The sequence below is a fragment of the Streptomyces hamibioticus genome, from assembly GCF_047946815.1.
GTDB lineage: Bacteria > Actinomycetota > Actinomycetes > Streptomycetales > Streptomycetaceae > Streptomyces.
The window spans coordinates 3,593,229-3,618,708 of record NZ_JBKKQY010000001.1 but is presented as its reverse complement, the minus strand read 5'-3'; the positions used below and the strand labels follow the sequence as shown (position 1 = coordinate 3,618,708).

Annotated in this window: 20 protein-coding genes; 11 read left to right on the top strand and 9 right to left on the bottom strand. The window is 73.4% G+C overall.

Annotation, left to right across the window (positions count from 1 at the left end):
• Nucleotides 1–41: 41 nt before the first annotated feature.
• The 3 genes from ACLGIH_RS16280 (at nucleotide 42) to ACLGIH_RS16270 (ending at nucleotide 2,855) form a co-directional block, all read left to right on the top strand.
• Nucleotides 42–512, top strand: a complete 471-nt coding sequence (locus ACLGIH_RS16280) for an SseB family protein (RefSeq protein WP_416525966.1) — start codon at nucleotides 42–44, stop codon at nucleotides 510–512.
• 113 nt (nucleotides 513–625) lie between these two features.
• Nucleotides 626–1,603, top strand: a complete 978-nt coding sequence (locus ACLGIH_RS16275) for a pirin family protein (RefSeq protein ID WP_416525965.1) — start codon at nucleotides 626–628, stop codon at nucleotides 1,601–1,603.
• Between the two features lie 190 nt (nucleotides 1,604–1,793).
• Nucleotides 1,794–2,855 (top strand): AI-2E family transporter, encoded by a 1,062-nt coding sequence (locus ACLGIH_RS16270; protein WP_416525964.1) that lies wholly within the window; start codon nucleotides 1,794–1,796, stop codon nucleotides 2,853–2,855.
• On the opposite strand, the gene ACLGIH_RS16265 is transcribed toward ACLGIH_RS16270, so the two are convergent.
• Entirely contained in the window at nucleotides 2,810–4,954 is a 2,145-nt protein-coding gene (locus tag ACLGIH_RS16265; protein WP_416525963.1) for a SpoIIE family protein phosphatase, read from the bottom strand. The genes ACLGIH_RS16270 and ACLGIH_RS16265 overlap by 46 nt on opposite strands.
• Before the next feature lie 203 nt (nucleotides 4,955–5,157).
• On the opposite strand from ACLGIH_RS16265, the gene aspS reads away from it, so the two are divergent.
• Nucleotides 5,158–6,921: an aspartate--tRNA ligase gene (gene aspS, locus ACLGIH_RS16260; RefSeq protein ID WP_416525962.1), complete on the top strand. Its 1,764-nt coding sequence runs from the start codon at nucleotides 5,158–5,160 to the stop codon at nucleotides 6,919–6,921.
• Between the two features lie 66 nt (nucleotides 6,922–6,987).
• Here the strand turns inward: aspS and ACLGIH_RS16255 are convergent, their stop codons facing one another.
• From ACLGIH_RS16255 to ACLGIH_RS16240, 4 genes are all read right to left on the bottom strand, one after another.
• Nucleotides 6,988–8,409, bottom strand: a complete 1,422-nt coding sequence (locus tag ACLGIH_RS16255) for an FG-GAP repeat protein (protein ID WP_416525961.1) — start codon at nucleotides 8,407–8,409, stop codon at nucleotides 6,988–6,990.
• Nucleotides 8,410–8,438: 29 nt separating this feature from the next.
• Nucleotides 8,439–8,804, bottom strand: a complete 366-nt coding sequence (locus ACLGIH_RS16250) for a PH domain-containing protein (RefSeq protein ID WP_053134196.1) — start codon at nucleotides 8,802–8,804, stop codon at nucleotides 8,439–8,441.
• Between the two features lie 116 nt (nucleotides 8,805–8,920).
• The gene (metG, locus tag ACLGIH_RS16245) at nucleotides 8,921–10,537 is read right to left on the bottom strand and encodes a methionine--tRNA ligase (RefSeq protein WP_416525960.1); all 1,617 of its coding nucleotides are present in this window, start codon (nucleotides 10,535–10,537) and stop codon (nucleotides 8,921–8,923) included.
• Nucleotides 10,538–10,626: 89 nt separating this feature from the next.
• Nucleotides 10,627–12,204, bottom strand: a complete 1,578-nt coding sequence (locus ACLGIH_RS16240) for a VWA domain-containing protein (protein ID WP_416525959.1) — start codon at nucleotides 12,202–12,204, stop codon at nucleotides 10,627–10,629.
• A gap of 278 nt (nucleotides 12,205–12,482) precedes the next feature.
• On the opposite strand from ACLGIH_RS16240, the gene ACLGIH_RS16235 reads away from it, so the two are divergent.
• Complete coding sequence (locus ACLGIH_RS16235; RefSeq protein ID WP_416525958.1) at nucleotides 12,483–14,567, top strand: PhoX family protein; 2,085 nt, start codon at nucleotides 12,483–12,485, stop codon at nucleotides 14,565–14,567.
• Nucleotides 14,568–14,601: 34 nt separating this feature from the next.
• Here the strand turns inward: ACLGIH_RS16235 and ACLGIH_RS16230 are convergent, their stop codons facing one another.
• On the bottom strand, nucleotides 14,602–15,612 hold the full coding sequence (locus ACLGIH_RS16230; protein WP_416525957.1) for an endonuclease/exonuclease/phosphatase family protein: 1,011 nt from the start codon (nucleotides 15,610–15,612) through the stop codon (nucleotides 14,602–14,604).
• Nucleotides 15,613–15,745: 133 nt separating this feature from the next.
• A complete protein-coding gene (locus ACLGIH_RS16225; protein WP_416525956.1) occupies nucleotides 15,746–16,654 on the bottom strand; it encodes a hypothetical protein in 909 nt (302 codons plus the stop codon).
• Nucleotides 16,655–16,995: 341 nt separating this feature from the next.
• Between ACLGIH_RS16225 and ACLGIH_RS16220 the strand changes: the two genes are divergently transcribed.
• Nucleotides 16,996–17,394, top strand: coding sequence for an SH3 domain-containing protein (locus ACLGIH_RS16220; protein WP_416525955.1), 399 nt, complete (start codon nucleotides 16,996–16,998; stop codon nucleotides 17,392–17,394).
• 138 nt (nucleotides 17,395–17,532) lie between these two features.
• On the opposite strand, the gene ACLGIH_RS16215 is transcribed toward ACLGIH_RS16220, so the two are convergent.
• Complete coding sequence (locus tag ACLGIH_RS16215) at nucleotides 17,533–17,994, bottom strand: hypothetical protein (RefSeq protein WP_416525954.1); 462 nt, start codon at nucleotides 17,992–17,994, stop codon at nucleotides 17,533–17,535.
• A 172-nt stretch (nucleotides 17,995–18,166) separates the two neighbouring features.
• Here ACLGIH_RS16215 and ACLGIH_RS16210 point away from each other — a divergent pair, with 172 nt between their 5' ends.
• The 5 genes from ACLGIH_RS16210 to ACLGIH_RS16190 all read left to right on the top strand — a co-directional run bounded on the left by ACLGIH_RS16210 (nucleotide 18,167) and on the right by ACLGIH_RS16190 (nucleotide 25,222).
• Entirely contained in the window at nucleotides 18,167–19,324 is a 1,158-nt protein-coding gene (locus ACLGIH_RS16210; protein ID WP_416525953.1) for a PP2C family protein-serine/threonine phosphatase, read from the top strand.
• A gap of 280 nt (nucleotides 19,325–19,604) precedes the next feature.
• Nucleotides 19,605–20,699, top strand: a complete 1,095-nt coding sequence (locus tag ACLGIH_RS16205; protein WP_416525952.1) for a hypothetical protein — start codon at nucleotides 19,605–19,607, stop codon at nucleotides 20,697–20,699.
• Nucleotides 20,700–20,787: 88 nt separating this feature from the next.
• Complete coding sequence (locus tag ACLGIH_RS16200) at nucleotides 20,788–21,153, top strand: hypothetical protein (protein WP_416525951.1); 366 nt, start codon at nucleotides 20,788–20,790, stop codon at nucleotides 21,151–21,153.
• A gap of 5 nt (nucleotides 21,154–21,158) precedes the next feature.
• On the top strand, nucleotides 21,159–23,810 hold the full coding sequence (locus ACLGIH_RS16195) for a caspase family protein (protein WP_416525950.1): 2,652 nt from the start codon (nucleotides 21,159–21,161) through the stop codon (nucleotides 23,808–23,810).
• Nucleotides 23,810–25,222, top strand: a complete 1,413-nt coding sequence (locus tag ACLGIH_RS16190; RefSeq protein ID WP_416525949.1) for an extracellular solute-binding protein — start codon at nucleotides 23,810–23,812, stop codon at nucleotides 25,220–25,222. Before ACLGIH_RS16195 ends, ACLGIH_RS16190 begins: the two co-directional genes overlap by 1 nt.
• Nucleotides 25,223–25,237: 15 nt before the next feature.
• On the opposite strand, the gene ACLGIH_RS16185 is transcribed toward ACLGIH_RS16190, so the two are convergent.
• The gene (locus tag ACLGIH_RS16185; RefSeq protein WP_416525948.1) at nucleotides 25,238–25,432 is read right to left on the bottom strand and encodes a hypothetical protein; all 195 of its coding nucleotides are present in this window, start codon (nucleotides 25,430–25,432) and stop codon (nucleotides 25,238–25,240) included.
• Between the last annotated feature and the right edge of the window lie 48 nt (nucleotides 25,433–25,480).

Genomic DNA, 25,480 nt, shown 5'->3' with positions numbered 1-25,480 from the left:
AACCCCGATCCGGTCATCTGTGACTCGTTACTCTTTGCGGCATGTACGGCTACGACCAGACCGCGGGCCCCGGCGCTCAGCAGCAGTACGCCCCGCCGCAGCAGCCGATGTCCGGTGGCTACGCGCAGCAGTCGCCGGCCTACCCGGAGCCGTCCCCGCCCTCGCTCGCGGACGCGGTGCGGGCCTTCACCACCGGGCAGCTGGCCGCGGAGGACTTCCAGCAGATCTTCGCGACCTCGAAGGTCTACTGCCCGCGCGGCGACAACCCCGGCTTCCTCGCCCTGCACAACACCCAGCAGCCGGTGATCCCGATGTTCACCTCGCTGAAGGAGCTGCGCCGCTACGCGGGCAAGGAGTCGAAGTACTTCGTGATCACCGGCGCCGAGGTGATCGACCTCCTGCCGACCGGGTACGGCTTCGTGCTCGACATGGAGGGTGAGCACCGGATGGTGTTCGACGCGAAGGCCGTCGAGGAGATGGTCGACTTCGCGATGCGGCGGATGTACGGCTGACCCGTGCCCCATGGCTGTGAGCCCGGAGGGAATGCCCTCCGGGCTTTCGTGTGTTCCTGGTGGCAAGAAGTTCAATGCTCAACTAAAATGGGCGTACCCGAGGAGGTACCGACATGCCCGCAGTGACCGTCGAGAACCCGTTGACGCTGCCCCGTGTGACCGCACCCGCCGACGCCGTGGCACGTCCCGTGCTCGCCGTCACGACCGCGCCCGGTGGTTTCGAGGGCGAGGGCTTCCCGGTGCGCCGCGCGTTCGCCGGGATCAACTACCGCCATCTCGACCCGTTCATCATGATGGACCAGATGGGGGAGGTGGAGTACCAGCCCGGGGAGCCGAAAGGCACCCCGTGGCACCCGCACCGCGGCTTCGAGACCGTCACGTACATCATCGACGGGATCTTCGACCACCAGGACTCCAACGGCGGTGGCGGCACCATCACCAACGGCGACACGCAGTGGATGACGGCGGGCGCGGGCCTGCTGCACATCGAGGCCCCGCCGGAGCACCTGGTCATGTCGGGTGGTCTCTTCCACGGTCTCCAGCTGTGGGTGAACCTGCCGGCCAAGGACAAGATGATGCCTCCGCGCTACCAGGACATCCGCGGCGGCAGCGTCCAGCTGCTGACCACGCCCGACGGCGGCGGCCTGCTCCGCGTCATCGCCGGTGAGCTGGACGGGCACGCCGGTCCCGGCATCACGCACACCCCGATCACGATGATCCATGCGACGGTGGCGCCCGGTGCGGAGGTCACGCTGCCGTGGCGGGAGGACTTCAACGGGCTGGCGTACGTCCTGGCGGGCAAGGGCTCGGTCGGTGCCGAGCGCCGTCCGGTCCACCTGGGCCAGACCGCGGTCTTCGGCGCCGGGTCCTCGCTGACCGTCCGCGCGGACGAGAGGCAGGACTCCCGCACGCCGGACCTGGAGGTCGTGCTCCTGGGCGGGCAGCCGATCCGCGAGCCCATGGCCCACTACGGCCCGTTCGTGATGAACACCAAGGACGAGCTGATGCAGGCCTTCGAGGACTTCCAGAAGGGCCGGCTGGGCACCGTTCCGGCGGTGCACGGCATGTCGGCGCAGGGGCCGGGGGCGTGAGGACCGCGCGGACCTGACGGCCGTACCGTCGGCCCACGCCTCGACCGGGCGGTACGGCTGACGCCGCCCCGGCGGGCCGGGCCGCACCGCTGACGCCACCCCGGCCGGGCGGGCCGCACCGCTCACGTCGCCTCACCCGGGCGGGCCGTTCCCGCGGGACGGCCCGCCGCGCGCGTGATCGGCTGGACGTGTGCAGCTGCTTCCCGTCCCGGTACGCCGATTCGCCGCCTGGTGTGCCGTCATCCTGCTCGCCGGCGGGGTCGTCTACCTCGGGATCCGGCTCTGTGTCGAGCTGCGCACCGCCGTGACGCCCGCGCTGCTCGCGCTGCTCGGCACCGCGCTGCTCCGCCCGCTGCACCGGCGGCTGGTGGCGGCCCATGTGCAGCGGTCCCTGGCGGCGGGGATCACCTGCGTCGCCGTGGTCGCCGTGGTGGGCGGAGCGGTCTACATCGTGGTCGCCGCGCTGATCGAGACCGGCGATCAGATCATCGCCTCCCTGCGCACCGCGGCACAGGACCTTGCCCGGCACTTCGGGGCGGCCGGGACCTCGCTGGACGACATGGCCGCCAATGCGCGGGAGCTGCTGAGCCGGTTCGGCGGGACGGCCGCCTCCGGCGTGATCAGCGGGGTCAGTGTGGTCGGCGAGACCCTCGCCATGGCCGTGCTCGCCCTGCTGCTGGTCTTCTTCTTCCTGCGCGACTCCGACCGGGCCGTCGGCACCGTGCGCGCGCTGGCCCCGCGGAAGGGCGCCGACATGACCGAGGCCGTGGCCCGGCGGGCCTTCGGGGCCGTCGAGGGCTTCATGCGGGGCACCACGTTCATCGCCCTCATCGACGCCGTCTGCATCACGGTGGGGCTGCTGGTGCTCCGGGTGCCCGGCGCCCTCGGGCTGGGCGCGCTGGTCTTCGTCGGCGCCTACATCCCCTACCTCGGCGCCTTCATCTCCGGGGCGGTCGCGGTGCTGGTCGCGCTCGCCGACCGCGGGTTCGTCATCGCCCTGTGGGCCCTCGGGGTCGTGCTCGCCGTCCAGGTCCTGGAAGGGCATGTGCTCCAGCCGATGATCCAGAGCCGGACCGTGCAGATGCACCCGGCGGTGGTGCTGCTCGCGCTCACCGCGGGGGCGTCGGTGGCGGGCATCCTCGGGATGCTCCTCGCCGTCCCGCTGACCGCCGCCGCCTTCGGGGTCGTCCACGAGGTGCAGGGCCGTTATGCGGCCTCGACCTCCCCCGAGCCGCCCTCGCCGGACTCGTAGAGCTCGAACCAGATGCTCTTGCCCTCGCCGCGCGGGGACACCCCCCAGGTGTCGGCCAGCAGCTCGATCAGCATCAGGCCGCGCCCGGACGACGCCATCTCCCCCGGCCGGCGCCGGTGCGGCAGGTCGTCGCCGCTGTCGGTGACCTCGACCCGGATCCGCCGCTCGCCCGCCGACCCCGTCACCTCCGCGACCAGCAGCGCGTCGGCGTCGGTGTGCACGAGGACATTGGTCAGCATCTCGGACAGCAGCAGCACCGCCGCGTCGCACTGCTCCTCGCTGGGCCAGTCGTGCAGCAGGTCGCGCAGGTGCTGCCGGGCGGTGGCGATCCGCTCCGGTTCCGCCTGCGCCACCGACAGCATCGTGCGGCGCACGGGAGTCTGCGCGACGGGGCTGTCGCCGCAGCCGCAGCCCTCGGCGTCCCGGCACAGCAGCAGCACGGCGATGTCGTCCTCCCGCCGGTCGGCGAGCGGGCCGGTGGTGTGGTACGACGACGGTCCGTGCACGGTCCGGACCAGTGCGTCGGCCAGTTCCTCCAGGCCGCCGTCGTGCTCCTCCAGGACGGTGCGCAGCCGCTGCCAGCCGGTGTGCAGGTCGTGGCCGCCCGTCTCCACCAGACCGTCCGTGCACAGCATCAGGGTGTCGCCGGGTTCCAGGGCGAGCCGGGTGGTCGGGTAGTCGCAGTCCGGGTCGATACCGAGGGGCAGCCCGCCCGGCGTGGCCCGGATCAGCGCCGTCCCGTCCGCCATGCGCACCACCGGGTCCAGATGCCCGGCCCGCGCGCTCTCCAGCGTCCCGGTCACGGGGTCGACCTCGGCGTAGTAGCAGGTGGCGAAGCGCAGGTCGCCGGGTTCCTCGCCGGAATGGGTGGTGATGTCGTGGAAGAAGCGGGAGGCACGGGAGAGCACCGCGTCGGGGCGGTGGCCCTCGGAAGCGTAGGCGCGCAGGGCGATGCGCAGCTGGCCCATCAGCCCGGCGGCCCGCACGTCATGCCCCTGCACGTCGCCGATGACCAGGGCGAACCGGCCCCGGGGCAGTGGGATCATGTCGTACCAGTCGCCGCCGACCTGGAGGCCGCCGCCGGTGGGGACGTACCGGGCGGCGATGCTCATGCCGGGGATGTCCGGGCCCAGCACGGGCAGCATGGAGCGCTGGAGTCCTTCGCTCAGCTCCCGCTGGGTCTCGGCGGCGCCCGCCCGGGACAGGGCCTGCGCCAGCATCCGGGCCACGGTGGTCAGGACCGACCGCTCGTCGGGGGTGAACGCGACCGGATAGGCGAAGGCGGCCATCCAGGCGCCCATCGGCCGGCCCGCCACGGTCAGCGGCAGGAAGGCCCAGGAACGCCGGTGGAAACGCTCGGCGAGCGGCCAGGTGAGCGGGTAGCGGGACCGGTACTGCTCGGGGGTGGACAGATAGACGGCGCGGCCGGTGCGCACCACCTCGGCGGCGGGATAGTCGGTGTCCAGCGACATGTGCGAGAACGGGCTCTCGGCCCCGGGCTCCTGCCCGTGGTGGCCGATGATGGTCAGCCGGTCCCCCTCCACACCGAACACCGCGAGTCCGTCGGGGGAGAACCCCGGCATGGACAGACCCGCCGCGACCCTCAGCACCTCCTCGGTCGACCGGGCCTCGGCCAGCGCCCGGCCCGCGTCCAGCAGGAACGCCTCCCGGGACCGGCGCCAGTCACCGGTGACCGCGCTCCGCCCGGCGGGGGTGCCCGGTGTCGGCTCGGTGACCTCCTGGAGGGTGCCGGTCAGCTCGTACGTCCTGCGCGCGCGGTCGAAGGAGGGCTTGGAGCGGCTGCGTACGACGCGGATCACATGACCTCGGTCGTCCATGATCCGGATGCGCACCTCGGCGAGCGTGCCCTCGGCCGCGGCGAGTTGGACGACGCCGGTGATCTCGTTCCAGTCGACCGGGTGCAGCCGGGCGCGGACCTCTGCCTCGGTGAGGCCCACCGGCCGGGCGGGCAGTCCGAGCAGCCGGGCCGCCTCCGCGTCGACCGTGACCAGTCCCTTGGACGTGTCCCAGTGCCACAGCCCGGTCGCGAGGGCGGCGAGGACGTCCTCCACGGCGGGCAGGGGCTCACCAGTGCGCATTGACCCACTGTAAGAAGAGGTGATCGGGGGCTGCCACCGCTCGCCGTCGCGCCGGGCGGTGCCCCTGCTGGCCACAATGGTGAGGAACCGAGCTGTGGGTGCCCGGTACGCTGGGGTTGTTTCACGTGAAACACGGACCGTGAACGACGGACCGCGACACGGTGAGACACAGCCCCCGATCCGCGAAGACTGGATGAACGACGATGCATCGGTACAGGTCCCACACCTGCGGCGAGCTCCGCTCCTCTGACGTCGGCACCGACGTCCGGCTGAGTGGCTGGCTGCACAATCGGCGCGACCTGGGCGGCATCCTCTTCATCGATCTGCGCGACCACTACGGCATCACGCAGCTCGTCGCCCGCCCGGGCACGGAGGCGTACGAGGCGCTGGACAGGCTGTCCAAGGAGTCCACGGTCCGCGTCGACGGCAAGGTCGTCTCCCGCGGCACCGAGAACATCAACCCCGAGCTGCCCACGGGCGAGATCGAGGTCGAGGTCGGCGAGGTCGAGCTGCTCGGCGCCGCCCAGCCGCTGCCGTTCACCATCAACGCCGAGGACGGGGTGAACGAGGAGCGGCGTCTGGAGTACCGCTTCCTGGACCTGCGCCGCGAGCGCATGCACCGCAACATCATGCTGCGCACGTCGGTGATCTCGGCGATCCGTCACAAGATGGCGGCGCTGGGCTTCAATGAGATGGCGACGCCGATCCTCACCGCCACCTCCCCCGAGGGCGCCCGTGACTTCGTGGTCCCGTCCCGGATCCACCCGGGCAGGTTCTACGCCCTCCCGCAGGCGCCGCAGCAGTTCAAGCAGCTGCTGATGATCTCCGGCTTCGACCGGTACTTCCAGATCGCGCCCTGCTTCCGCGACGAGGACGCCCGCGCCGACCGCTCGCCGGGCGAGTTCTACCAGCTCGACGTCGAGATGAGCTTCGTCGAGCAGGAGGACGTCTTCCGCCCGATCGAGCAGCTGATGACGGAGCTGTTCGAGGAGTTCGGCAACGGCCGCCACGTGACCTCCCCGTTCCCGCGCATCCCGTTCCGCGAGGCGATGCTGAAGTACGGCTCCGACAAGCCGGACCTGCGCGCCCAGCTGGAGCTGGTGGACATCACCGACATCTTCGAGGGCTCGGAGTTCAAGGCCTTCGCCGGCAAGCACGTGCGCGCCCTGCCGGTGCCGGATGTCTCCGCCCAGCCCCGCAAGTTCTTCGACCAGCTCGGCGACTACGCCGTCTCCCAGGGCGCCAAGGGCCTGGCCTGGGTGCGGGTCGGCGAGGACGGCTCGCTGAGCGGCCCGATCGCGAAGTTCCTCACCGAGGACAACGTCGCGGAGCTGACCAAGCGGCTCTCCCTGGCCGCCGGTCACGCGGTGTTCTTCGGCGCGGGCGAGTTCGACGAGGTCTCCAAGATCATGGGCGCGGTGCGGGTCGAGGCCGCCAAGCGCGCCGGGCACTTCGAGGAGAACGTCTTCCGCTTCTGCTGGATCGTCGACTTCCCGATGTACGAGAAGGACGAGGAGACCGGCCGGATCGACTTCTCCCACAACCCCTTCTCGATGCCGCAGGGCGGCATGGAGGCGCTGGAGACCCAGGACCCGCTGGACATCCTGGCCTGGCAGTACGACATCGTCTGCAACGGTGTCGAGCTGTCCTCCGGAGCGATCCGGAACCACGAGCCGGACATCATGCTCAAGGCCTTCGAGATCGCGGGTTACGACCGGGAGACCACGGAGCGCGAGTTCGCGGGCATGCTGCGCGCCTTCCGCTTCGGTGCCCCGCCGCACGGCGGCATCGCCCCCGGCGTCGACCGCATCGTGATGCTGCTGGCCGACGAGCCCAACATCCGCGAGACGATCGCCTTCCCGCTCAACGGCAACGCCCAGGATCTGATGATGGGTGCCCCGACGGAGCTGGACGAGGCCCGGCTGAAGGAGCTGCACCTGACGGTGCGCAAGCCGCAGCCGAAGTAGCACGGACATGGGTGCGGCCCGGTTTCCCTGGGAGGGAGACCGGGCCGCTTCCCGTGCGGCCGGGGATCAGAGGAGCGGCAGCTCGTCACCGCCGAGCAGTTGGTAGGTGTCGGCCGGAAGCCCGAACTGCGACGTGGTGAACATCCGGCTGCCGGAACCGGTCGGCAGGCCGGTGCCGCCGGGCAGCACCCAGGCCGCGCCCGCGAAGTTGTTCTCCCCGTTGGCGGAGACGATCAGTTCGGGACGTCCGTCCCGATTGACGTCGCCCGCGGACACCGTGGTGCCGAAGCGGTCGGCGGGCTCGCTGCCGCCCGGAACGTTCGCCGTCTCCTGGTGGTAGGCGACGGAGCCGGCGCCCGGGACGCCGGTGCGGGTGCCGGGGATGACGGTGACCATCCCGGCCTCCCCCACGGTGCCCAGCGTCTCGCCCGGTGAGCCCACCGCGATGTCGCCGACACCGTCGCGGTTGAAGTCCGCGACCACGACGGACGAGCCGAAGCGGTCGTACTTCTCCCCGGCACCGGGGATGCCGCGGCTGTCCTGGGAGACCACGGTCGGTTCGGCAGAGGTCCGCACGCCCTGGGGGCTGCCGTACCAGATGAGTATCCGGCCCCCCAGCTCGCCGTCGGCTCCCCGCTGGTCGGGTTCGTCCGGGTCGCCGGCGACGATGTCGCCGTATCCGTCACCGTTGACGTCGCCGACGGTGGCGACGAGGGCGTCACCCTCGGTGAGGTGCGGGCCCACCTGGTGTTCGGGGTTGACGAAGACCAGGCCGCCGGAATGGCCGCCCGCACGGCCGGAGAACGCGACGTGGTCGGCCAGGCCGTTCCCGTCGATGTCACCGGCGGTCATGGAACCGAACCACATGCCCATCCCCTGGAACGAGGCCGGGTCCGCGCTCCGGGAGAAAGGCCCCCGGAAGGTCTGGCTGAAGTTCCAGCCCCCGACTGTCACCAGACTGGCCGACGAGGACTCCCTCCCGGCCGCGGCCACGTCACGGCCGAACCGGTCCATGTCGGCCGGTGCCGGCAGCGTCCGCCCCGACACCAGGCCGGAGCGGCTGCCCCACAGGACCGTGACCATTCCCTTGTCCACACCCTGGGGAAGATCCTCGTAGGGCGCGCCGACCACCAGGTCGGCGTAGCCGTCGCGATCGAGGTCGGCGGACGCGGTGGACGCGCCGAAGAAGTCGCCCCGCTCGGCGCCACCGGGGACGCCGGGTGAGTTCTGGGTGATGACGGCCCGGGACTTCGCGGAGAGCCCGGTGGCCGATCCGTACAGGACGATGACCGCCCCGGCCGTCTCCCGGCCGGCGACCGTGGCGGCCGGCACGCGCAGCACGGCGTCCCGGTAGCCGTCGCCGTTGAAGTCGGCGGGCACGGTGTCCCCGGCGGCGTGGGCCGGCGGCCCCAGCGCACCGCTGCCGAGCAGCCCGGCGAGCAGGACGGTGGCGATTCTCCACCGGCCCGTGGTCGAGACGTGCTTCACGACTGAGTCCCCCTCCTTGGAGCCGCGCCCTATCGCGCGACGAACTGGGTCAGGATCGCCTGGACCTCGTAGATGTCGACGCCCTTGGTGAAGGTCTTCTGGATGGGGGCCTGGGAGCCGGAGAGCCAGATCTTCAGTTCGGCGTCGAGGTCGAAGGTGCCGGCCGTCTCCACGGCGAAGTGGGTGATGCTGCGGTACGGGATGGAGTGGTACTCCGTCTTCTTGCCGGTGATGCCCTGCTTGTCGACCAGGATCAGGCGGCGGTCGGTGAACAGGATGGTGTCGCGGATCAGCAGATAGGCGGCGTGCACCTGCTCGCCGTGGCCGAGCAGGCGGGCGTACTCCTGCTGTGCCTGGGCCGGGTCGATGCTGTGCGCGTTGCCGAACAGTGCCATGGAGTCCCCCCACGTGACCGGCGGCGGCCGGAGCGGCCGCACGGGCCCGATCCTCGCAGAGCAGGGGGCCCGGGAGAAGATCTCCTTCTCCCGGGCCCCCTGCTGTAGCCGGTGCGTTACGCGGTCGGCTTCTCCTCGAGACGCGGGAAGAGGACCGCGCCCTTGGTGACCGTCGAGCCGGCCGGCAGCCGGCCCCAGGCCGCCGCCTCCTGGACCTTCTGCTCCGCCAGCGCGCCGAGGGAGGCCTCGGCGCCCAGGGAGTCCCAGAGCTTGGCGGAGGTGTCCGGCATCACCGGGTTGAGCAGCACCGCGACCGCGCGGAGCGACTCCGCCGCCGTGTAGAGGATCGTGGCCAGGCGGGCCTTGCCCTCCTCGGAGGTGTCCTTCGCGACCTTCCAGGGCTCCTGCTCGGTGATGTAGCCGTTGACCTGCTTGACGAAGTCGAAGACGGCCAGGATGCCGCCCTGGAAGTCCAGCTCGTCACCGATCTTCCGGTCGGCCTCCGCGACGGCCTTGGCCAGACCGTCGTGGATCGCCCGCTCGGCCTCGCCGTCGGCCGTGGCCTCCGGCAGTGTGCCGCCGAAGTACTTGCCGACCATGGCGGCCACGCGGGAGGCGAGGTTGCCGTAGTCGTTGGCCAGCTCGGAGGTGTACCGGGCGGAGAAGTCCTCCCAGGAGAAGGAGCCGTCCTGCCCGAAGGCGATCGCCCGCAGGAAGTACCAGCGGTACGCGTCCACGCCGAAGTGCGACGTCAGGTCCTGCGGCTTGATGCCGGTCAGGTTGGACTTGCTCATCTTCTCGCCGCCGACCATCAGCCAGCCGTTGGCCGCGACCTTGCCGGGCAGGGGCAGGCCCTGCGCCATCAGCATGGCCGGCCAGATGACCGCGTGGAAGCGGAGGATGTCCTTGCCGACCAGGTGGACGTCGGCGGGGAAGGTGGCCTCGAACTTCTCCGGGTTCTCGTTGTAGCCGACCGCCGTGGCGTAGTTCAGCAGGGCGTCGACCCACACGTAGATGACGTGCTTGTCGTCCCACGGGATCGGGATGCCCCAGTCGAACGTCGAGCGTGAGATGGAGAGGTCCTGGAGGCCCTGCCGGACGAAGTTCATGACCTCGTTGCGCGCGGACTCGGGCTGGATGAAGCCCGGGTTGGCCTCGTAGTGGGCGAGCAGCTTGTCGCCGTACTCGCTCAGCTTGAAGAAGTAGTTCTCCTCGCTGAGGATCTCCACCGGCTTCTTGTGGACCGGGCACAGCTTCTCGCCCGCGTACTCGCCCTCGCCGTCGAGCAGCTCGCCGGGGAGCTTGTACTCCTCGCAGCCGACGCAGTACGGGCCCTCGTAGCCGCCCTTGTAGATCTCGCCCTTGTCGTACAGGTCCTGCACGAACTCCTGGACGCGGTCGGAGTGCCGCTTCTGCGTGGTGCGGATGAAGTCGTCGTTCGCGATCTCCAGGTGCTCCCAGAGAGGCTTCCACGCCTCGGTGACGAGCTTGTCGGCCCACTCCTGCGGGCTGACGCCGTTCGCCTCCGCGGTGCGCATGATCTTCTGACCGTGCTCGTCCGTGCCGGTGAGGTACCACACCTTCTCGCCGCGCTGACGGTGCCAGCGCGTGAGCACGTCGCCTGCGACGGTCGTATAGGCGTGGCCCAGGTGAGGAGCGTCGTTGACGTAGTAAATGGGGGTGCTGACGTAGAACGCCTTGTCACCCTGCTTCTCGGATCCAGTGGCCGCCATGGTCGAAATCCTACTGGTCCCGTGAAGATCGACTCACACGCGTTTCGGGGGATGGACGGGGGCCGTGCCTCGTCCATCCCCCCGGTGGGTCACGGGCGCCAGGAGGCCAGGATGCCCTCGTACAGCTCCTTGTCCGTCAGCTCCCGCGGGGTCTGGCCGGCGAGGAAGTGGGCGGTGTTGCCCGTCTTGAGCTTGCGGAGGTAGTCGAAGGCCTTGTTCTCGGGGTCGCCGAAGGCGACGAAGGAGAAGAAGAGGGACGGGTGCTTCTCCGCCGCGTCCGCGAGGGACTGGGTGGCGGGGGTCTTGGCGTCGGGGGCGCCGTCCGTCTGGAAGACCACCAGGGCGGGGGCGGTGGGGTCGGGGGACTTCTCGTGCAGGGCGATCACCTCGGCCACGGCGGCGTGGTAGCTGGTGCGGCCCATGCGGCCGAGGCCGGCGTGCAGGGTGTCGATCTTGTTCTCGTGGTCGGTGAGGGTCAGCTCGCCGGTGCCGTCCGCCTCCGTGGAGAAGAAGACGACGTGCACGGTGGGGTCCGGGTCGACGTGGGCGGCCAGGGCGAGGGTCTGCTCGGCGAGGGCCTGGGCGGAGCCGTCCTTGTAGTACGGGCGCATGGACGCGGAGCGGTCGAGGACGAGGTAGACCTTGGCGCGGGTGCCGGTGAGGCCGAGCTTCTTGAGGGCCGTGCCAGCGGCCTTGTGGGCGGTGAGGAGGCCGGGGGCGCGGGAGCGGATGCGGGTGGTGGGGGTGGCGGGTTTCGTGGCCTCGGCTTCGCCTTCGGCCCCTGTGTTCCCACCGGCACCACCCGTGCGGGTTTCGTCGTCGGGTGCGGGTGACCCCTGCGGGGCGTCCTCGCCGTCGGCGGCTGCGGGGCGGGGGGCGGGTGCGGGCTCCGGCTTCGCCGTCGACGCGGGCTCCGGCGTCTGCTCCGGCTGCGGTGCCGTCTCCGGCTGTGCCGTGGTCTCCGGCTGCGGTGTGGTCTCCGGCTGCGGTGTGGTCTCCCGCTCTGCCGTCTGCTCCGGTTCCGGCGCCTGCTCCGGTTCCGGCGCCTGCTCCGGTTCCGGCGTGGCTTCCGGCTGTGCCGTCGTCTCCGGCTGCGGCGTGGTTTCCGGCTTCGCCGTCGTCTCCGGCTGGGCCTCCGGCTCCGCCGCTGCCTCCGGCTTCGCCGATGGGTCCGGCTGGGCCTCCGGCTTCGGGGACTCCTCCGGCTTCGGGGCCGGGGCCTCGGGCTTCGGCTGCGGCTTTGAGGTCTCGGCCCTCGGCTCCGGGGCACGGGGGGCGGGTGTCGGCTCGGTGGTCGGCGTCGGCTCGGGCTTGGACGGCTCCGGATCGGGCTGCTGTTCCTGTCGCTTCGTGTCGTCGGCCTCGTCCGGTGTCCGGGCCGGCTTCGGGACCGTCACGTTGTCGAAGGCCGCCGCGACCAGGTCGTGGTGCCCCTTGGCCGGGCGCGGCTCCGGGACGTGGGCCGTGGGGGCCGGATCCGGGTCGGTGGGCTGGGACGGGACCCTCGGGGACGTGGTGGTGGACGGCGCCGGGGCCGGTGCCGTCGGCTCCTGGTCCGTCGCCCGTTCCCGCGAGGGTGCCGTCTCCTGCGTGGCCTCCTCGGCCTGGGCGGCCCGTGCTTTGCGTGACCGGCCGAACGCGTTCCGCAGGAGAGTGAGAATGCCCATGTGCGCAACCCTTCGCGTGAGTTGTAGCCCGTCAATCCCTGGCCAGGACGGACACGTAAGGTTAGCGGCCCCGGCGGGTGATCCAGGGCAGGGTCTGGCACAGGAGCACCGCCGGCGTCAAGGGTCGCATCCGGCCCCCCGCCCGGACACGCCGGGTCGGCGAGCAACCGGTTTGTGGTTCTCCGGGGTTCACTCGCTGTTCACTCCGGCGCCCGTCTGCCGCACGTATGTGCCCCTACGGTCGCGCTGTCACCAAGGGCACCCAAGGGGAGAAAACAGTGCGCAAGCTGCTGCCGTTGATCGGAACGCCGTCCGGCTCACATCCTGGCGGCCGGTCCGCCATGACCTGCCGCTTCCGGTGTGGGGACGCCTGCTTCCACGAGGTGCCCAACACCAGCGACAACGAGTACGTCGGTGACGTCATCGCCGATGCGCTCAGCCGCCGCTCGATGATGCGGGCCGCCGCCGTGGTGACCGTCGCCGCGGCCGGCGCCGGTGCGGCCGGCGTCGCGGGCGCTCCCGAGGCGCAGGCCGCCCCGGTGACCGGAAAGGGCCACGGGCACGGCAACCACCGCAAACCGCAGGGCGCCCGCGGACTGCGGTTCACGCCCGTGGCGCCCAACACCGAGGACGCCGTGGTCGTACCGGAGGGCTACCACCAGGGTGTGGTGATCCGCTGGGGCGAGCCCATCCTGCGCGGTGCGCCCGCGTTCGACCCCGAGAACCAGACCGCCGAGGCGCAGGCCGGTCAGTTCGGCTACAACAACGACTTCCTCTCGCTGCTGCCGCTGCGCGGTGAGCGCGGCCGCCAGATCCTCGTCGCCAACCACGAGTACACCGACGAGACGCTGATGTTCCGCGGCTACGACTCCGAGAACCCGACCCGGGAGCAGGTCGAGATCGCCTGGGCCGCGCACGGCCTGTCCGCGGTCGTGGTCGAGGAGGACCGGCGCAGCGGGAAGCTGACCCCGGTGCCGCGGCACCACCTCAACCGGCGGGTCACGGCCACCACCGAGTTCCGGCTCACCGGGCCCGCCGCCGGGTCCGACCTGGTGAAGACCTCCGCCGACCCGGCCGGCCGCAAGGTGTTCGGCACCCTCAACAACTGCGCCGGCGGCACCACCCCGTGGGGCACCACCCTGCACGGCGAGGAGAACTTCAACCAGTACTTCGCCAACGGCTCCAGCGCCACCGACAAGCGGTACGGCATCCGTTCCGGCGCCACCGAGCGCAAGTGGGAGCGGTTCGACAAGCGGTTCGACGTCGCCCAGGAGCCGAACGAGGTGCACCGCTTCGGGTACGTCGTCGAGTTCGACCCGTACGACCCGGACTCCACGCCCCGCAAGCACACCCTGCTCGGCCGCTTCAAGCATGAGGCCGCGACCGTGCGGCTGACCTGGGACGGGCGCCCGGTCGTCTACTCCGGCGACGACGAGCGGTTCGACTACTTCTACAAGTTCGTCGGCAGCAAGCGGATGCGGCACGGGAACTCCCGCTGGGCCCGCGAGCACAACCTGTCGCTGCTCGACGAGGGCACCCTCTACGTCGCCAGGCTCACCGGCGACTCCCCCTCCATCGAGATCGACGGCACGGGCAAGCTGCCGCGCGACGGCGAGTTCGACGGCAGCGGCGAGTGGATCCCGCTGGTCACCGCGACCGGGGACGGCGCCGTCTCGCACGTCGAGGGCATGACCGCCGAGGAGGTGTGCGTCTTCACGCGGCTCGCCGGTGACAAGGTCGGCGCGACCAAGATGGACCGTCCCGAGGACATCGAGCCCTCGCCGAAGACCGGCAAGGTGTACGTCGCCCTCACCAACAACTCCAACCGCGGCAAGGCCGGTTACGCCGGTCCCGACGAGGCCAACCCGCGCAGCAGCAACAAGCACGGGCACATCCTGGAGCTGACCGAGCGCTGGAACCGGGCGGACAGCACGAGGTTCGCGTGGTCGCTGTTCCTCGTCGCGGGCGACCCCGAGGACCCGGCCACCTACTTCGCCGGCTTCCCGAAGGAGTCCGTCAGCCCGATCTCCTGCCCGGACAACGTGGCCTTCGACGACCACGGCAACCTGTGGATCTCCACCGACGGCAACGCGCTCGGCAGCCACGACGGGCTCTTCGGCGTGGCCACCAGCGGTGACCGGCGCGGTGAGCTGAAGCAGTTCCTGACCGTGCCGACCGGCGCCGAGACCTGCGGGCCGGTCATCCAGGACCGGCGAGTGCTGGTCGCCGTCCAGCACCCCGGCGAGGTCGACGGCGCCTCGGTGGAGAAGCCGGCCAGCTCCTGGCCCGACGGGCCGGGGAAGATCGTGCGCCCGGCGGTCGTGGCGGTGTGGCGCGCGGACGGCCGCGACATCGGCGTCTGAGCCGCCCCCGCGCCGCCGGCCAGGGGCGCGGCGCTCAGCCGCGCCCGTGCAGCGTGAGGTCGACGAGCACGGCCCGGTGGTCGGTGTCGGCGAGGTCGAGGAAGCGGACGCCACGCGCGGTGAAGTCCTCCGACACCAGCACGTGGTCGATCTGTGTGCCGAACGCCGGTGTCGTCCCGGACGGCCAGGTGGGCGTCCGGTCGGCGCCGGCCAGCCGGGCCGCGTCGCGCAGTCCCCCGGTGTCCAGGATGCGGCGGAAGGCGGCGTGGTCCTGGGAGGCGTTGAAGTCGCCGGCGAAGACCGCGGGACCCTCGACGGCACCGGCGGCGGCCTCGCGCAGCGCGCCCAGCTCCGCGCGCCACACCCCGACCTGGTCGGGCAGCGGGGGCATGGGGTGCGCGAGCTGGAGCCGCACCGCGGTGCCCTCGATGTCGGCCACGGCGCCGGGCATGCCCATGGTGCCGGGGACACCGGCGGCGGGCCGGAGCGGGAAGCGGCTGAGGATGACGGAGCCCTCGGAGCCGCCGCCCTCGACCGCCCACCGGTGGGGGTAGTCCGCGGCGAGGTCGCGGCGCAGTGCCGCACCGCACGTGTACTCGCACTCCTGTACGAAGATCAGGTCGGGTTTCTCGCGCCGGACGGCGGCGATCAGCGCGCCGGTGCCCTGGCCGAACTCGACGTTCGAGGTCAGCACCCGCAGCTCGGCCACGGGGAGGCCGACGGGGTCGCCGGTCCTGCCGTACGGCTCGATGAACCACGCCAGCATCCCGAGCAGGACCACTCCCCACACCGCGCCCGTCCACCAGCGGGCGAGCAGCGTCAGCAGCAGCCCGGCGCCGGTGGGCACCAGCAGCCACGGCAGGAAGGCGAGCAGCTGCGGCACCGGTGTGATGCCGTCGCTGTCGGCGGCCCGGCAGCCGACGACCACGCTCACCCCGGCGAACAGCAGCCCTGCGCACCAGGCCCTGAACCGCCGCCCGGTGCGCCGCCGCACGGGTGTGTCGTCCGGTACCGTCCACGCGGCCGCCGCGGTGTCCGTGTCCAAGTCGCGGCCTTCCGCTCGGTGAGGGTCGGGATGAGAGGGGCGACGGGCGAGACGCGGGCCCGAAGCCTCATTAAGAGACGGGTCACCCACCCGGAAGGTTGCCCCCGGCCCCGCCTGCGCGGCGCGGCGTTCCTCACAGCCGGGCCCGCGTCGGCGGCGGCACCGGTCCGGGCGTCTGCTCCGCGGCCGTCCGGCGGCGCCGGGCGGGGCCGTAGCGTCCCGTGAGCCAGGAGGCCAGGGCGACGGTCAGGCCGAGGCCGACCAGCAGCCACGCGGTCGTGCGCAGGGTGGCCGTGAGGGCGTCGTAGACGGCGCCCGCGGCCGGGCCGTGCACCGCGCCGGGCAGCTCGGACAGGGTGAGCCGGCGGCCGATCACCACGGCCAGCCCGAGCAGCGCGCCGCCCAGGGCCGTGCCGAGGCCGGCGGCGGTGACCGCACGGCGGCGACGGGTGGCCAGGGCGATCCCGGCGACGGCGAAGACGACGGCCGCCAGCGGCAACCAGAGCGCGGCGACGTCCAGCACGCGGTACCCCTTCCTCAGCCGGTCCGCCTCGGCGGCCGGCAGCACGGTGACCGCCGTGGGCCGGACCGGGATGCGATGGGCGAACGGCACCCGGTCCTGTGCCAGTTGGTGCTTGACCCGGGCGGTCACCGGGGACAGGTCGACGGTCACCGGGCGGCCGTACGCCCCGTCGTCCCGCAGGGCGCTCAGCACCGCGCCGTGCACGGTCCGGTGGGCCGCGTCCCAGCCCGCGCGGAAGGCCTCGGTCCCGGTGAACGACCGGGCCGCGTCGTGCACGAAGAGCCGGACGGTGCCCCGCATCGGACCGGCGGCGACCTCGTCCACGACACCGTCGCCCACCGCTTGCGCGAAGGCGTTCCGCACGTCCGGGTCGGCCGCGAGCGGCGCCATGGCGGCGACGTACCGGCCGGTGTCGCCCACCCCGTGCACCGCCCAGGCCGCCAGCGTGCCGCACGGCGCGAGCAGGCAGGCGAGGACGAGCAGGGTGGCCGACAGGGCGTTGCGGAGACGGTTGGGCACGCTTCCAGGCAATGCCTCGCGGGCCGCTCCCGCGAGCGCGGGGACTGCATCCGGGCGATGCCCGGGCAATGACTGAGCGACCCCCGTGCGACCCTCGTGCGACGCCGTGCGATGCCCGGGCGATGTCCCGGCGACGGTCCGGGCGGTCCGGGCGGTCCGGCCGCGTCCGTGCCGGTCCGGCGATCCAGCCGCCTCCGTGCCGCCGGACGGGTGCTCCGAACGGGTGCTCCGAAGCGGGTCGACCCGTCGACCAACGCCGCTCCGAGCTGGGCGTTTGCCTTCTCCGGTGGAGCGTTCACCCGAACGGGTGTTACCTGGTTCGGGGGAGATTGGAGCCGATCATGCGCACCACTCCGGCCCTGCGCGGCCTGGCCGCCGCCCTGCTCACCGGCGGCACGCTCGTCGCCGCGGCGGCGGGCACCACGGCAGCGGCGGCGCCCGCACCGACGTACCCGGACGTCCCCGGTGGCCGTGACAGCGGCCCGGTCCGGGGCACCGTCACCTCGCCCACCGCGCTCGCCGTGCGCGAGGCGCCCACCAGCCACGCCCCCGCGGTCGACCGCCTCGCGCCGGGCACCGAGGACCGCATCCGCTGCGTGGTCCGCGGCCAGAGCGTCAACGGAAACCCGTACTGGTACTGGCTCGTCGGCGCCCAGGGCTGGGCGAGCGCGGCCTTCGTCGACTCCGGCGGCCGGTGGGTGCCGCAGTGCGCGGACCCGTGCCCCGAGTGGAAGGGCTGACTCCTGACTGACTCCTGAAGGGCTCCTGGCGGGCTCCCGACGGGTTCCTGAAGGGCTCCTGGCGGCGCCTGACGGCACAGCGCACGGGGCCCGGCCGATCGGCCGGGCCCCGTGGTGTCGCCGACGCGGCGGTGAGCGTCAGCCGATGCGCCTGCCCTGCGCGTCCTCGCGCGTGTAGTAGCGGTAGAACAGCACGGCGAACACACCCGCCGCGACGCCCAGCGACACCACGACGCACGTGAACACGGCCACGCCGCTCTGCGCGTACAGGAAGCCGACCGCGCTGCCGGCGAACGCGGCCCACAGCACGGCGTGCACTTCGCGCATCGACCGCTCGGCCACGATGCCGACCGCGTAGTTGACCACGATGTACCCGAGCGCGGTCATGAAGCCGAACAGCAGGTTCCCGCCGGTGACGGGGCCGCCGTGCCGCCGGTTGGCCGCCGCCCAGAAGCCGTAGACCAGACCGATCACCACGGGCAGCCCGTACTTCACGGCCTTGTGGACGCCCGGGCCGAAGACGTCGGGCGTCCTGGAGCCCGGCCCGGTCGCCCCGGTCGTCCCGGTCGTTCTGGCCGACCTGCTCGTCCCGGACGTCATGGACCCTCTGGTCGATCCGCCGGACGCGGGTGCCGCCTGAGCCATGAGAGCACTCCTCTCTCCTCGCCCCCGACTACCAGCGCACACCGGCCCGTGCCGCCCGGCAAGTCAGGGTGCGGGACGTGCCGGCCCGTGTTTCGCTGGGGTGGTGAGGGGTCGCGTCCTGAGGCCGGTGAGCGGCCGGCCGGGGCCGCCCGCGGAGGACGCCGGCCGGCCGGAGGCCGTGCACCGGCACCAGCTGCTGCGGGTCCGCGGCCGGAGCGTCGCCTGGCTGCCGCCGCTGCTGCTCCTCGCCGGGATCGTGCTGGTCGACAGCAACACCGGTGGCGAGTTCCGGACGATCTCCTGGATCGTGCTGGTCCCCGGCATCTCCGCGGCCATCTGCGGGCTGTGGGGCACGGCCGTCCTCGCCGCGCTCGCACTGCTGACGTACGTCCTCGTGGACAGCGCCTGGCCGCACCAGTACCAGACCGGTCTGCCCGACTTCATCCTCGTCGCCGCGGGCGGCCTGCTGGCCACGCTGGCCTGCGCGGTCCGGATGCGCGGCGAGCGCCGCATGCTGCACATGCGGGACGTGGCCGACGCCACCCGCCGGGCCGTGCTGCGCCCGTTGCCGCCGCGCTGGGCCGGTCTGGAGCACGCGGCGGCCTACCTCACCGCCGACACCGAGGCCCGCGTCGGAGGCGACTTCTACGACATCCAGCCCGGCCCGCACGGCACCCGCATCCTCCTCGGCGACGTGCAGGGCAAGGGGCTGGGCGCGGTGGAGACGGCGGCGGCACTGCTCGGCACGTTCCGCGAGGCCGGCTACCACGAGGCCGACCTCGCGACGGTCGCCGAGCGGCTGGAGACCCGGATGGTGCGGCACCGCGGCTACAACGAGGCCCTGGGCCGGGCCGACGGGGACCGGTTCGCGACCGCGGTGCTGATCGGCTTCCCCGACGACGCGCCCGACGCCGTGGACGCCGTCGTCTTCGGCCACGAACCGCCGCTGGTGGTCGGCCCGGACGGCGTACGGCAGCTCCCGGCCGTCGGCGGTCTGCCGCTGGGCTTCGCCGAACTCGGCTCCGGCACGCCCCCGGTGTGCCGGCTGCCCCTCGCCGCCGACGAGACGCTGCTGCTGGTCACCGACGGGGTGACCGAGGCCCGCGACCGCGCCGGCTGTTTCTACCCGTACACCGACGAGGTGCGCGGCGCGGTCACCGCCGGCCCGGGTGGGACGGAACCGCGGCGCCTGGTCGCCCTCGTCCGGGACGGCACGCTGCGGCACTGCGCGGCGCGGCTGGCGGACGACACGACGGTGTTCGCGGTACGGCGGCTGCGGGACTGAGCGGCGGCCGGGGCGGCGGCCGCACACGGGACCGGCCGGGTGCCCGGGTCGACGGCCGGGTCCGTGGCCGACCGGGGCGGGGCAGGTGGCCGGGTCCGTGGCCGAGCGGGGTGGGGTAGGTGGCCGGGTCTGTGGCCGAGCGGGGCCGGGTCGATGGCCGGCGGGCGTCGAGTCCGCCGTAGGGCGCCCCGCTTTGCAGCCGCAGCGGTTACGGTGCTGCCGTACGTGATCGACACGCATCGTCAGGGACCGACAGGGGTCACCGCCAGGGGGAGGGGACATGTCCGGAACCGTGCTGCTGCTCGCGGCCTCGCCGGTGGGCAAGGGGCGCCTCGTGGACGCGGCCTCGGTGCTCCCCGTGCTCGCCGCCGTACCGCCCGCGGTGCTGTCCGGCACGGACACCGCGAACGTCGTCGAGCTGGCCGACCCGCTGGAGCCGCAGGCGGTGCTCACCCGGCTGCGGGCCGCCGCGGCGGCCCCCGGACCGCTGACCGTGTACGTCACCGGGCAGCTCCAGCTGGACCGCCGCCAGCGCCTGCCGCACCTGGCGCTGGCCCGCACCACCCCGGCGACCGTCCGCTACACCGCGCTGCCCTGGCACTGGATCCGGGAGGAGCTGCGGCTGCGGCCGGCCGGGGCGACGACCCTGCTGCTGGACCTGCACGCGGACCAGGAGACCTGGGAGTGGCTGCGGGCGCATCCCCTGGACTCGGGCCGCAACAACGCCGTTTACGGTCGCATCGCGCCGCCGCCCGCACGGCGGGCCGTGGCGGTGCCGTGGTACATGCGGAGCGTCGCGACGATCCTGCGCAGCGGGCACCGCCCGCCGCCGGACCAGCTGCACCTCCAGGCACTGGCCCGCGCGGCGAGCGAGGCGGCGGGCCCCGGGGCCGGCCCGGGCCCGGGCGGCGCCGAGCTGGTGCTGGCCGTGCCCGGACCGGTGCCCGGCGATCCGCACGCCGCCCTCACCGCCGCCGTCAAGGCCGGCCGGCACGCCGACGCCGACGCGCTCGCCGCGCGCCACGAGCAGGAGGCCGGGCGGGCGTTCGGGCCGGCCTCCGAGGAGGCCCTGCACTGGACGGAGGTCCGGGCCGACCTGGCGATGTTCGCCGGGGACCCGGTGCGCAGCTGCCGTACCTGGCTCACGGTGGCCCACGCCCGGCTGAACGCCGGTCAGGCGCCGGACGCGCCCGCCGTCGAGGCCGCCGTGGACCGGGCCCACCACCAGTGGGGCCGCATCGGCGCCCCGGCCCCCGCCCGGGAACTGGGGGCGCTGCTCGCGGAGGTGCGCAGCCGGGTGCCCGGCCGGCGCGAGGGCGCGCTGGACCACGTACGGCGGCAACTGGACCGCCTCCGGGCCGACGCACCGGCGTGATCCTTCCCGGGACGCGCCCGCGTGTGCGCCGTGACGGTGGCGTACGGACCCTCCCCTACGCGCAACCTCGGTGCCATGATGGTGAGTTATGGCTGAGGGGGACGGAGTGGCCACGCGGGGTGTCCGCGTGCAGCTGGACGACACCGCGACCGAGAGGGACTTACGCGCCCTGCGCATGTGGCTGGAGCGGGAGAAACCGCTCTACGAGCTGATTCGCGACGGTCAGGTGCAGATCCGGGAACGGCAGGTGACGGGCGGCGGCACCGGGACCCCGATGGGTCTCGGCATGGAGATCGTCGTGGCGGTGGTCGGCGGCGCCACGGCCGTCGTCTTCCAGGAGCTGCTGGAGCAGGTGAAAGGGGCCGTGGCGGCCTGGCGGGCCAACCGCCGCGAGGTGGAGAACGGCGAACCGCCCGGAGACAGGGTCGAGCCGGTGAACGCCGACGACAGGTGACCGGCGTGTCCGTTTTCGATCCCCAGGGGAAGGTGAACCGGGCCCTGCTGGTCGGGGTGTCCGAGTACGACGTCACGGAGCCGCCGGGCGGCGTGCCCGGAGACCTGCCCGCGGTGAAGCACAACCTCAACCGGCTGCACGAGGCCCTGCTCGACGCCGGTGTGTTCGACGAGCGGGAGATCATCGTGTCCCGGTCGCCGGACCAGGTCGCCTTCGGCCGGGCGCTGAGCGCGGCCGCGGGACAGGCCCGAGGCGTCCTGCTGCTGTACTTCTCCGGTCACGGGGCGATTCCCAGCGCCGGCGACGAGTTGTTCCTGCAGTTGCGCAACGCGAGCGTGGTGGCGGGCGGGGAGGCGGTCTTCCCCGGCGCCGAGATGTTCAAGACCGTGCTGACGGTGCTGGCCAGCAGCCCGGCCAAGCGGATCGTGGTCGTTCTCGACTGCTGCTTCGCGGGCAACGCGGCCTGGATCTGGGACAGGTTCCCGGACAAGCGGCGCGTGCTGCTGCTCATGAGCGTCCAGGCCAACCACCGCATCGACGCGGGCGATCCGCACACGCCGACCCCCTTCACCGCCGAACTGGTCCGGCTGCTGGAGGAACGGACCGAGCAGCGGCAGGAGGTCACCTTCCTCCAGCTCGCGGACGAGCTGCGGCGGCGGATGGCCGCCCGGGGCCACCGGACCCTGCGCGGCGCGCCGTGGGAACCGCAGAGCCACAACGTACCGGAGGAGGACGTGCTGCTGGCGGCGCCGGGCCGGTTGGCCGGGCCGCCCCCGCCGCCTCCGCCGCCGCCCGGCCGGCCGGCACCCTGGGCCGCGCTGCTCGCCCTGCTCGCCCTGCTGCGCACCGCGTCCGCCGCCGTGGCGGGGGCCCTGGCCGGGGCCGTGACGGGCCTGTTCCGCCGGGTCCGGTCAGGCACCGCCCGGCCGGGGCGGGGCCGGCTGCCGACCGGTTTCGCCGCGCTGCTCGCCGTCGCCGCGCTCGTCGTCGGCGCGTACCGCATCGTCCCCGACCTGATCGACGGGCCGGCCTCCTGTGCCCCGTCCCTGGAACTGCGCGTGCTCACCGACCCCGACCTGGAGCCGACCGTGCGGAGCGCCGCCGACGCCTATCTCACGTCCGCGGAGAACACCACCGGCGACGGCTGCCGCCGCAGCGGCATCACCGTCTACAGCGCGGGCGCCGCCGACGCGGTCACCGCGCTCCGCCGGCAGACCGTCCCCTGGCAGGAGCCCCCCGAGGAGGGCGCCAACCCGCAGCGCGACGTGGGCCCGCAGCCCGACGTCTGGATCCCGGGCTCGCGCGCGGACGTGGCCCGTGTCGTCGCCGGCCAGGACACCGACGCCGCCGCCGGGCTGGACCCCGCCGAGCAGCCCCTCGCCTACTCGCCGGTCGTGCTCGCCGTCCCCCAGGACCTGGCCGCCGAGCTGCTGGACGACCGCGTCGGCCCCTCGCTCAACCGGATGGTCGACGCGCTGCGCGCCCGCCACGAGGACGCGGAGGTACGCCGTCCCGACCCGGAGTTCACCGTCACCGGGCTGCTCGCGACGGTGGGCCTGTACGCGAGCGACCCGGACGCCGAGGACGGCGCCGCCGCCGACCCCGCGCGTGCCGAACGGCGCGTCGACCAGACCGGGCCGCCCTCCCCGACCGCCGCCGACCTGCTGTGCGCGCTGCCCGGCGACGACGCCGTCGACGACCGCACGGCCGCCCTGGTCCCGGAGTTCCTGCTGAAGAGCGGCGTCGGCTGCGACAGCACCCGGCGCACCCCGCGCATGGCCCAGTACCCCGGCGACGTGCCCGGCCTGGAGCCGGTCTTCGTCCGGGTCCGCTGGCAGGGCGCCGACCGCGACGCGGCCGCCCGGGACGACGCCGCCGAGCGGTTCCGGGCGTGGCTGGCCGGTGAGGGCGGCCGGGCGGTGTTCGCGCGGGACGGATTCCGCGCGGCCACCGGCAGCCGGGCCCTGCTGGACACCGACGAGGTCGCCGAGGGGGTGCTGCGGGCCCCGTCGCCGCTCACCGAGCCCGCGGGGCGGGACGCGATGGAGGCGGCACTCACCGGCTACCAGGGTGCCAACGGGCCCGGCCGGGTGCTGTTCCTGCTGGACAGCTCCGGCTCGATGGGCGGCGGCCTGTGGGAGGGCCCCAGCGGCGGGCCCGGCCTGCTCAAGCAGTCGCTGGGCGGGCTCGGCGGCCGGGACGAGTACGGCGTGTGGGCGGTGCACGGCACCGGCGAGGACACGTACGACACCCTGCTCTCCCTCGGCCGCCACAGCCGCGCCGACGCCGAGCGGACCGTCGACCGCAGGGGCGGGGTGCGGGACGCCGAGGCCGATCCGCGCGGTGCGCTGCTCGCCGCCTTCGACTTCATGGAGCAGCGCGCCACCGCCGAGCAGCGCCCCGACCTGATCGTGTTCATCACCGACGACGAGGACGCGAACCGGCTGGCCGGCGCCGGGCTCGACGACGTCCTCGACCGCGCCCGCGCGGCCCGGGTGCCGGTCACGATGGTGTCGCTGACCGGCGGCGGCTGCGACGCGGGCGAGCCGGACGCCCGCATCTCGGAGGTGAGCGGGGGCCGGTGCCTGGACACCGACGACGACCTCGGCGCCGCGCTGCACGACGAGGTGGCCCGCACCGGGACGGGGGAGGACTGATGCCGGCGTCCCGGTCCCGGTTCCGCCGTCCGGCGGCCCTGCTCTGCGCGCTCGCCCTGTCCCTGGCGGCCGCCTGCACCGGCGGCGGGGCGGACGGCACCGCCACGCCGCCGCCCTCCGGTGACGCGGGTGCCGTGCCCGGCGACATCGTCGTCGCCAGCGGGCGCGACGTCACCGGCCGGAACGGCATCCGCCAGCGGCTCATCGACGCCTGGAACGAGGAGCAGGAGAGGACCGGCACCGGTTACCGCGCCCGGCTGGTGGAGCTGCCCGGCAACGCCGACGAACAGCGCAGCCAGCTGCTCGGGGCCCTGCAGTCCGGCAGCTCCGCCTACGACGTGGTCAACCTGGACGTGACCTGGGTGCCGGAGTTCGCCGCCGCCGGCCTGATCCGGCCGCTGCCGAAGTCGCTGGTCGACAAGGACGTCATCAGGCCCGTGGCCCGCACGGCCCGGTGGGCCGGCGAGGTGTACGCGGCGCCGTTCAACAGCGACGTGGGCCTGCTCTACTACCGGCGCGACCACCTGCGCCGGGCGGGCGTGCAGCGGCCCGACCTGGACGGGGGCGGGCTGGACTGGCAGGGGCTGCGGACCCTGATCAACACCGTCGACGAGCACCTCCCGAGGCCCCCGGGCCACGAGAAGGGCTGGACAACCCAGCTCGCCGCCTACGAGGGCCGCACGGTCAACGCCGTCGAGGCGTTCGCGTCGACCGCGGAGGACTTCGCGCTCACCGACGAGGACGGCCGCTACACCGCCGACGCCGAGGAGCTGGCCCGGGGCATCGCCGAGCTGCGCCGCCGCACCGAGGTGTCGTACACCCTCCAGGACGCCGTGCACTCCGACGAGGCGGCCTCCCTCGGGGACTTCGCCGACGGCCGGACCACCTTCCTGCGGCACTGGCCGTACGTGTACGGCACACTGCACCAGTCCTTCACCACCGGGCAGCTCGGCGTGACCGCACTGCCCGGCCGGGCGGTGCTCGGCGGCCAGAACCTGGCCGTCACCGCCTCCTCCCCGCGCTCGGCCAAGGCGGTCGACCTGATCAGGTACCTCACCGGCCGGGAGAGCGAGCGCTGTCTGCTGGACGCGGGCTTCGCGGCGACGCGCACCTCGGCCTACACCGACGACGGACTGCGGTGCCGGGTCACCGGCGCGACGCCCTCGCCGTCACCCACCGGTGAACGCCCCGACCGCATGCCCCGCGACCGTGCCGGCCGCCCGGCCCACGCCCGCCCGGTCCTGCTGCCCGCCCTCCAGCGGGCGGTGCACCGCCCGCGCACCCCGCTGTACGGGGCCTTCACCCAGACGTTCACCGCCCAGCTGGGCGCCCTGTTCACCGAGGAACCGCCGGACGACGCGACGCTGGCCCGGCGCCTGGACGCGGCGCTGCGCCGCGTCCTGCCCGGCTGACCGCCGCCCGATGGCTCACCGCGCCGTCCGGCCGCCCGCCTGCTCGCCGGTCTCCGGGGACTGGGCGGTGTGCTGGACGGCCGCCGGGACCGGGGCCGGGATCGCTCGCGCCGGGCCCGCGTTGGCGGCCAGGACCAGGGTGGCCACGGCGACGACGGCGGCGGCGCAGCCCCTGGCGTAGCGCTCCGCGGTGCGTGTGCGTATCTGCACGGCGACCTCGCAACAGCGATGTGTTAAGCACGTTTAATGCGCCGTTTA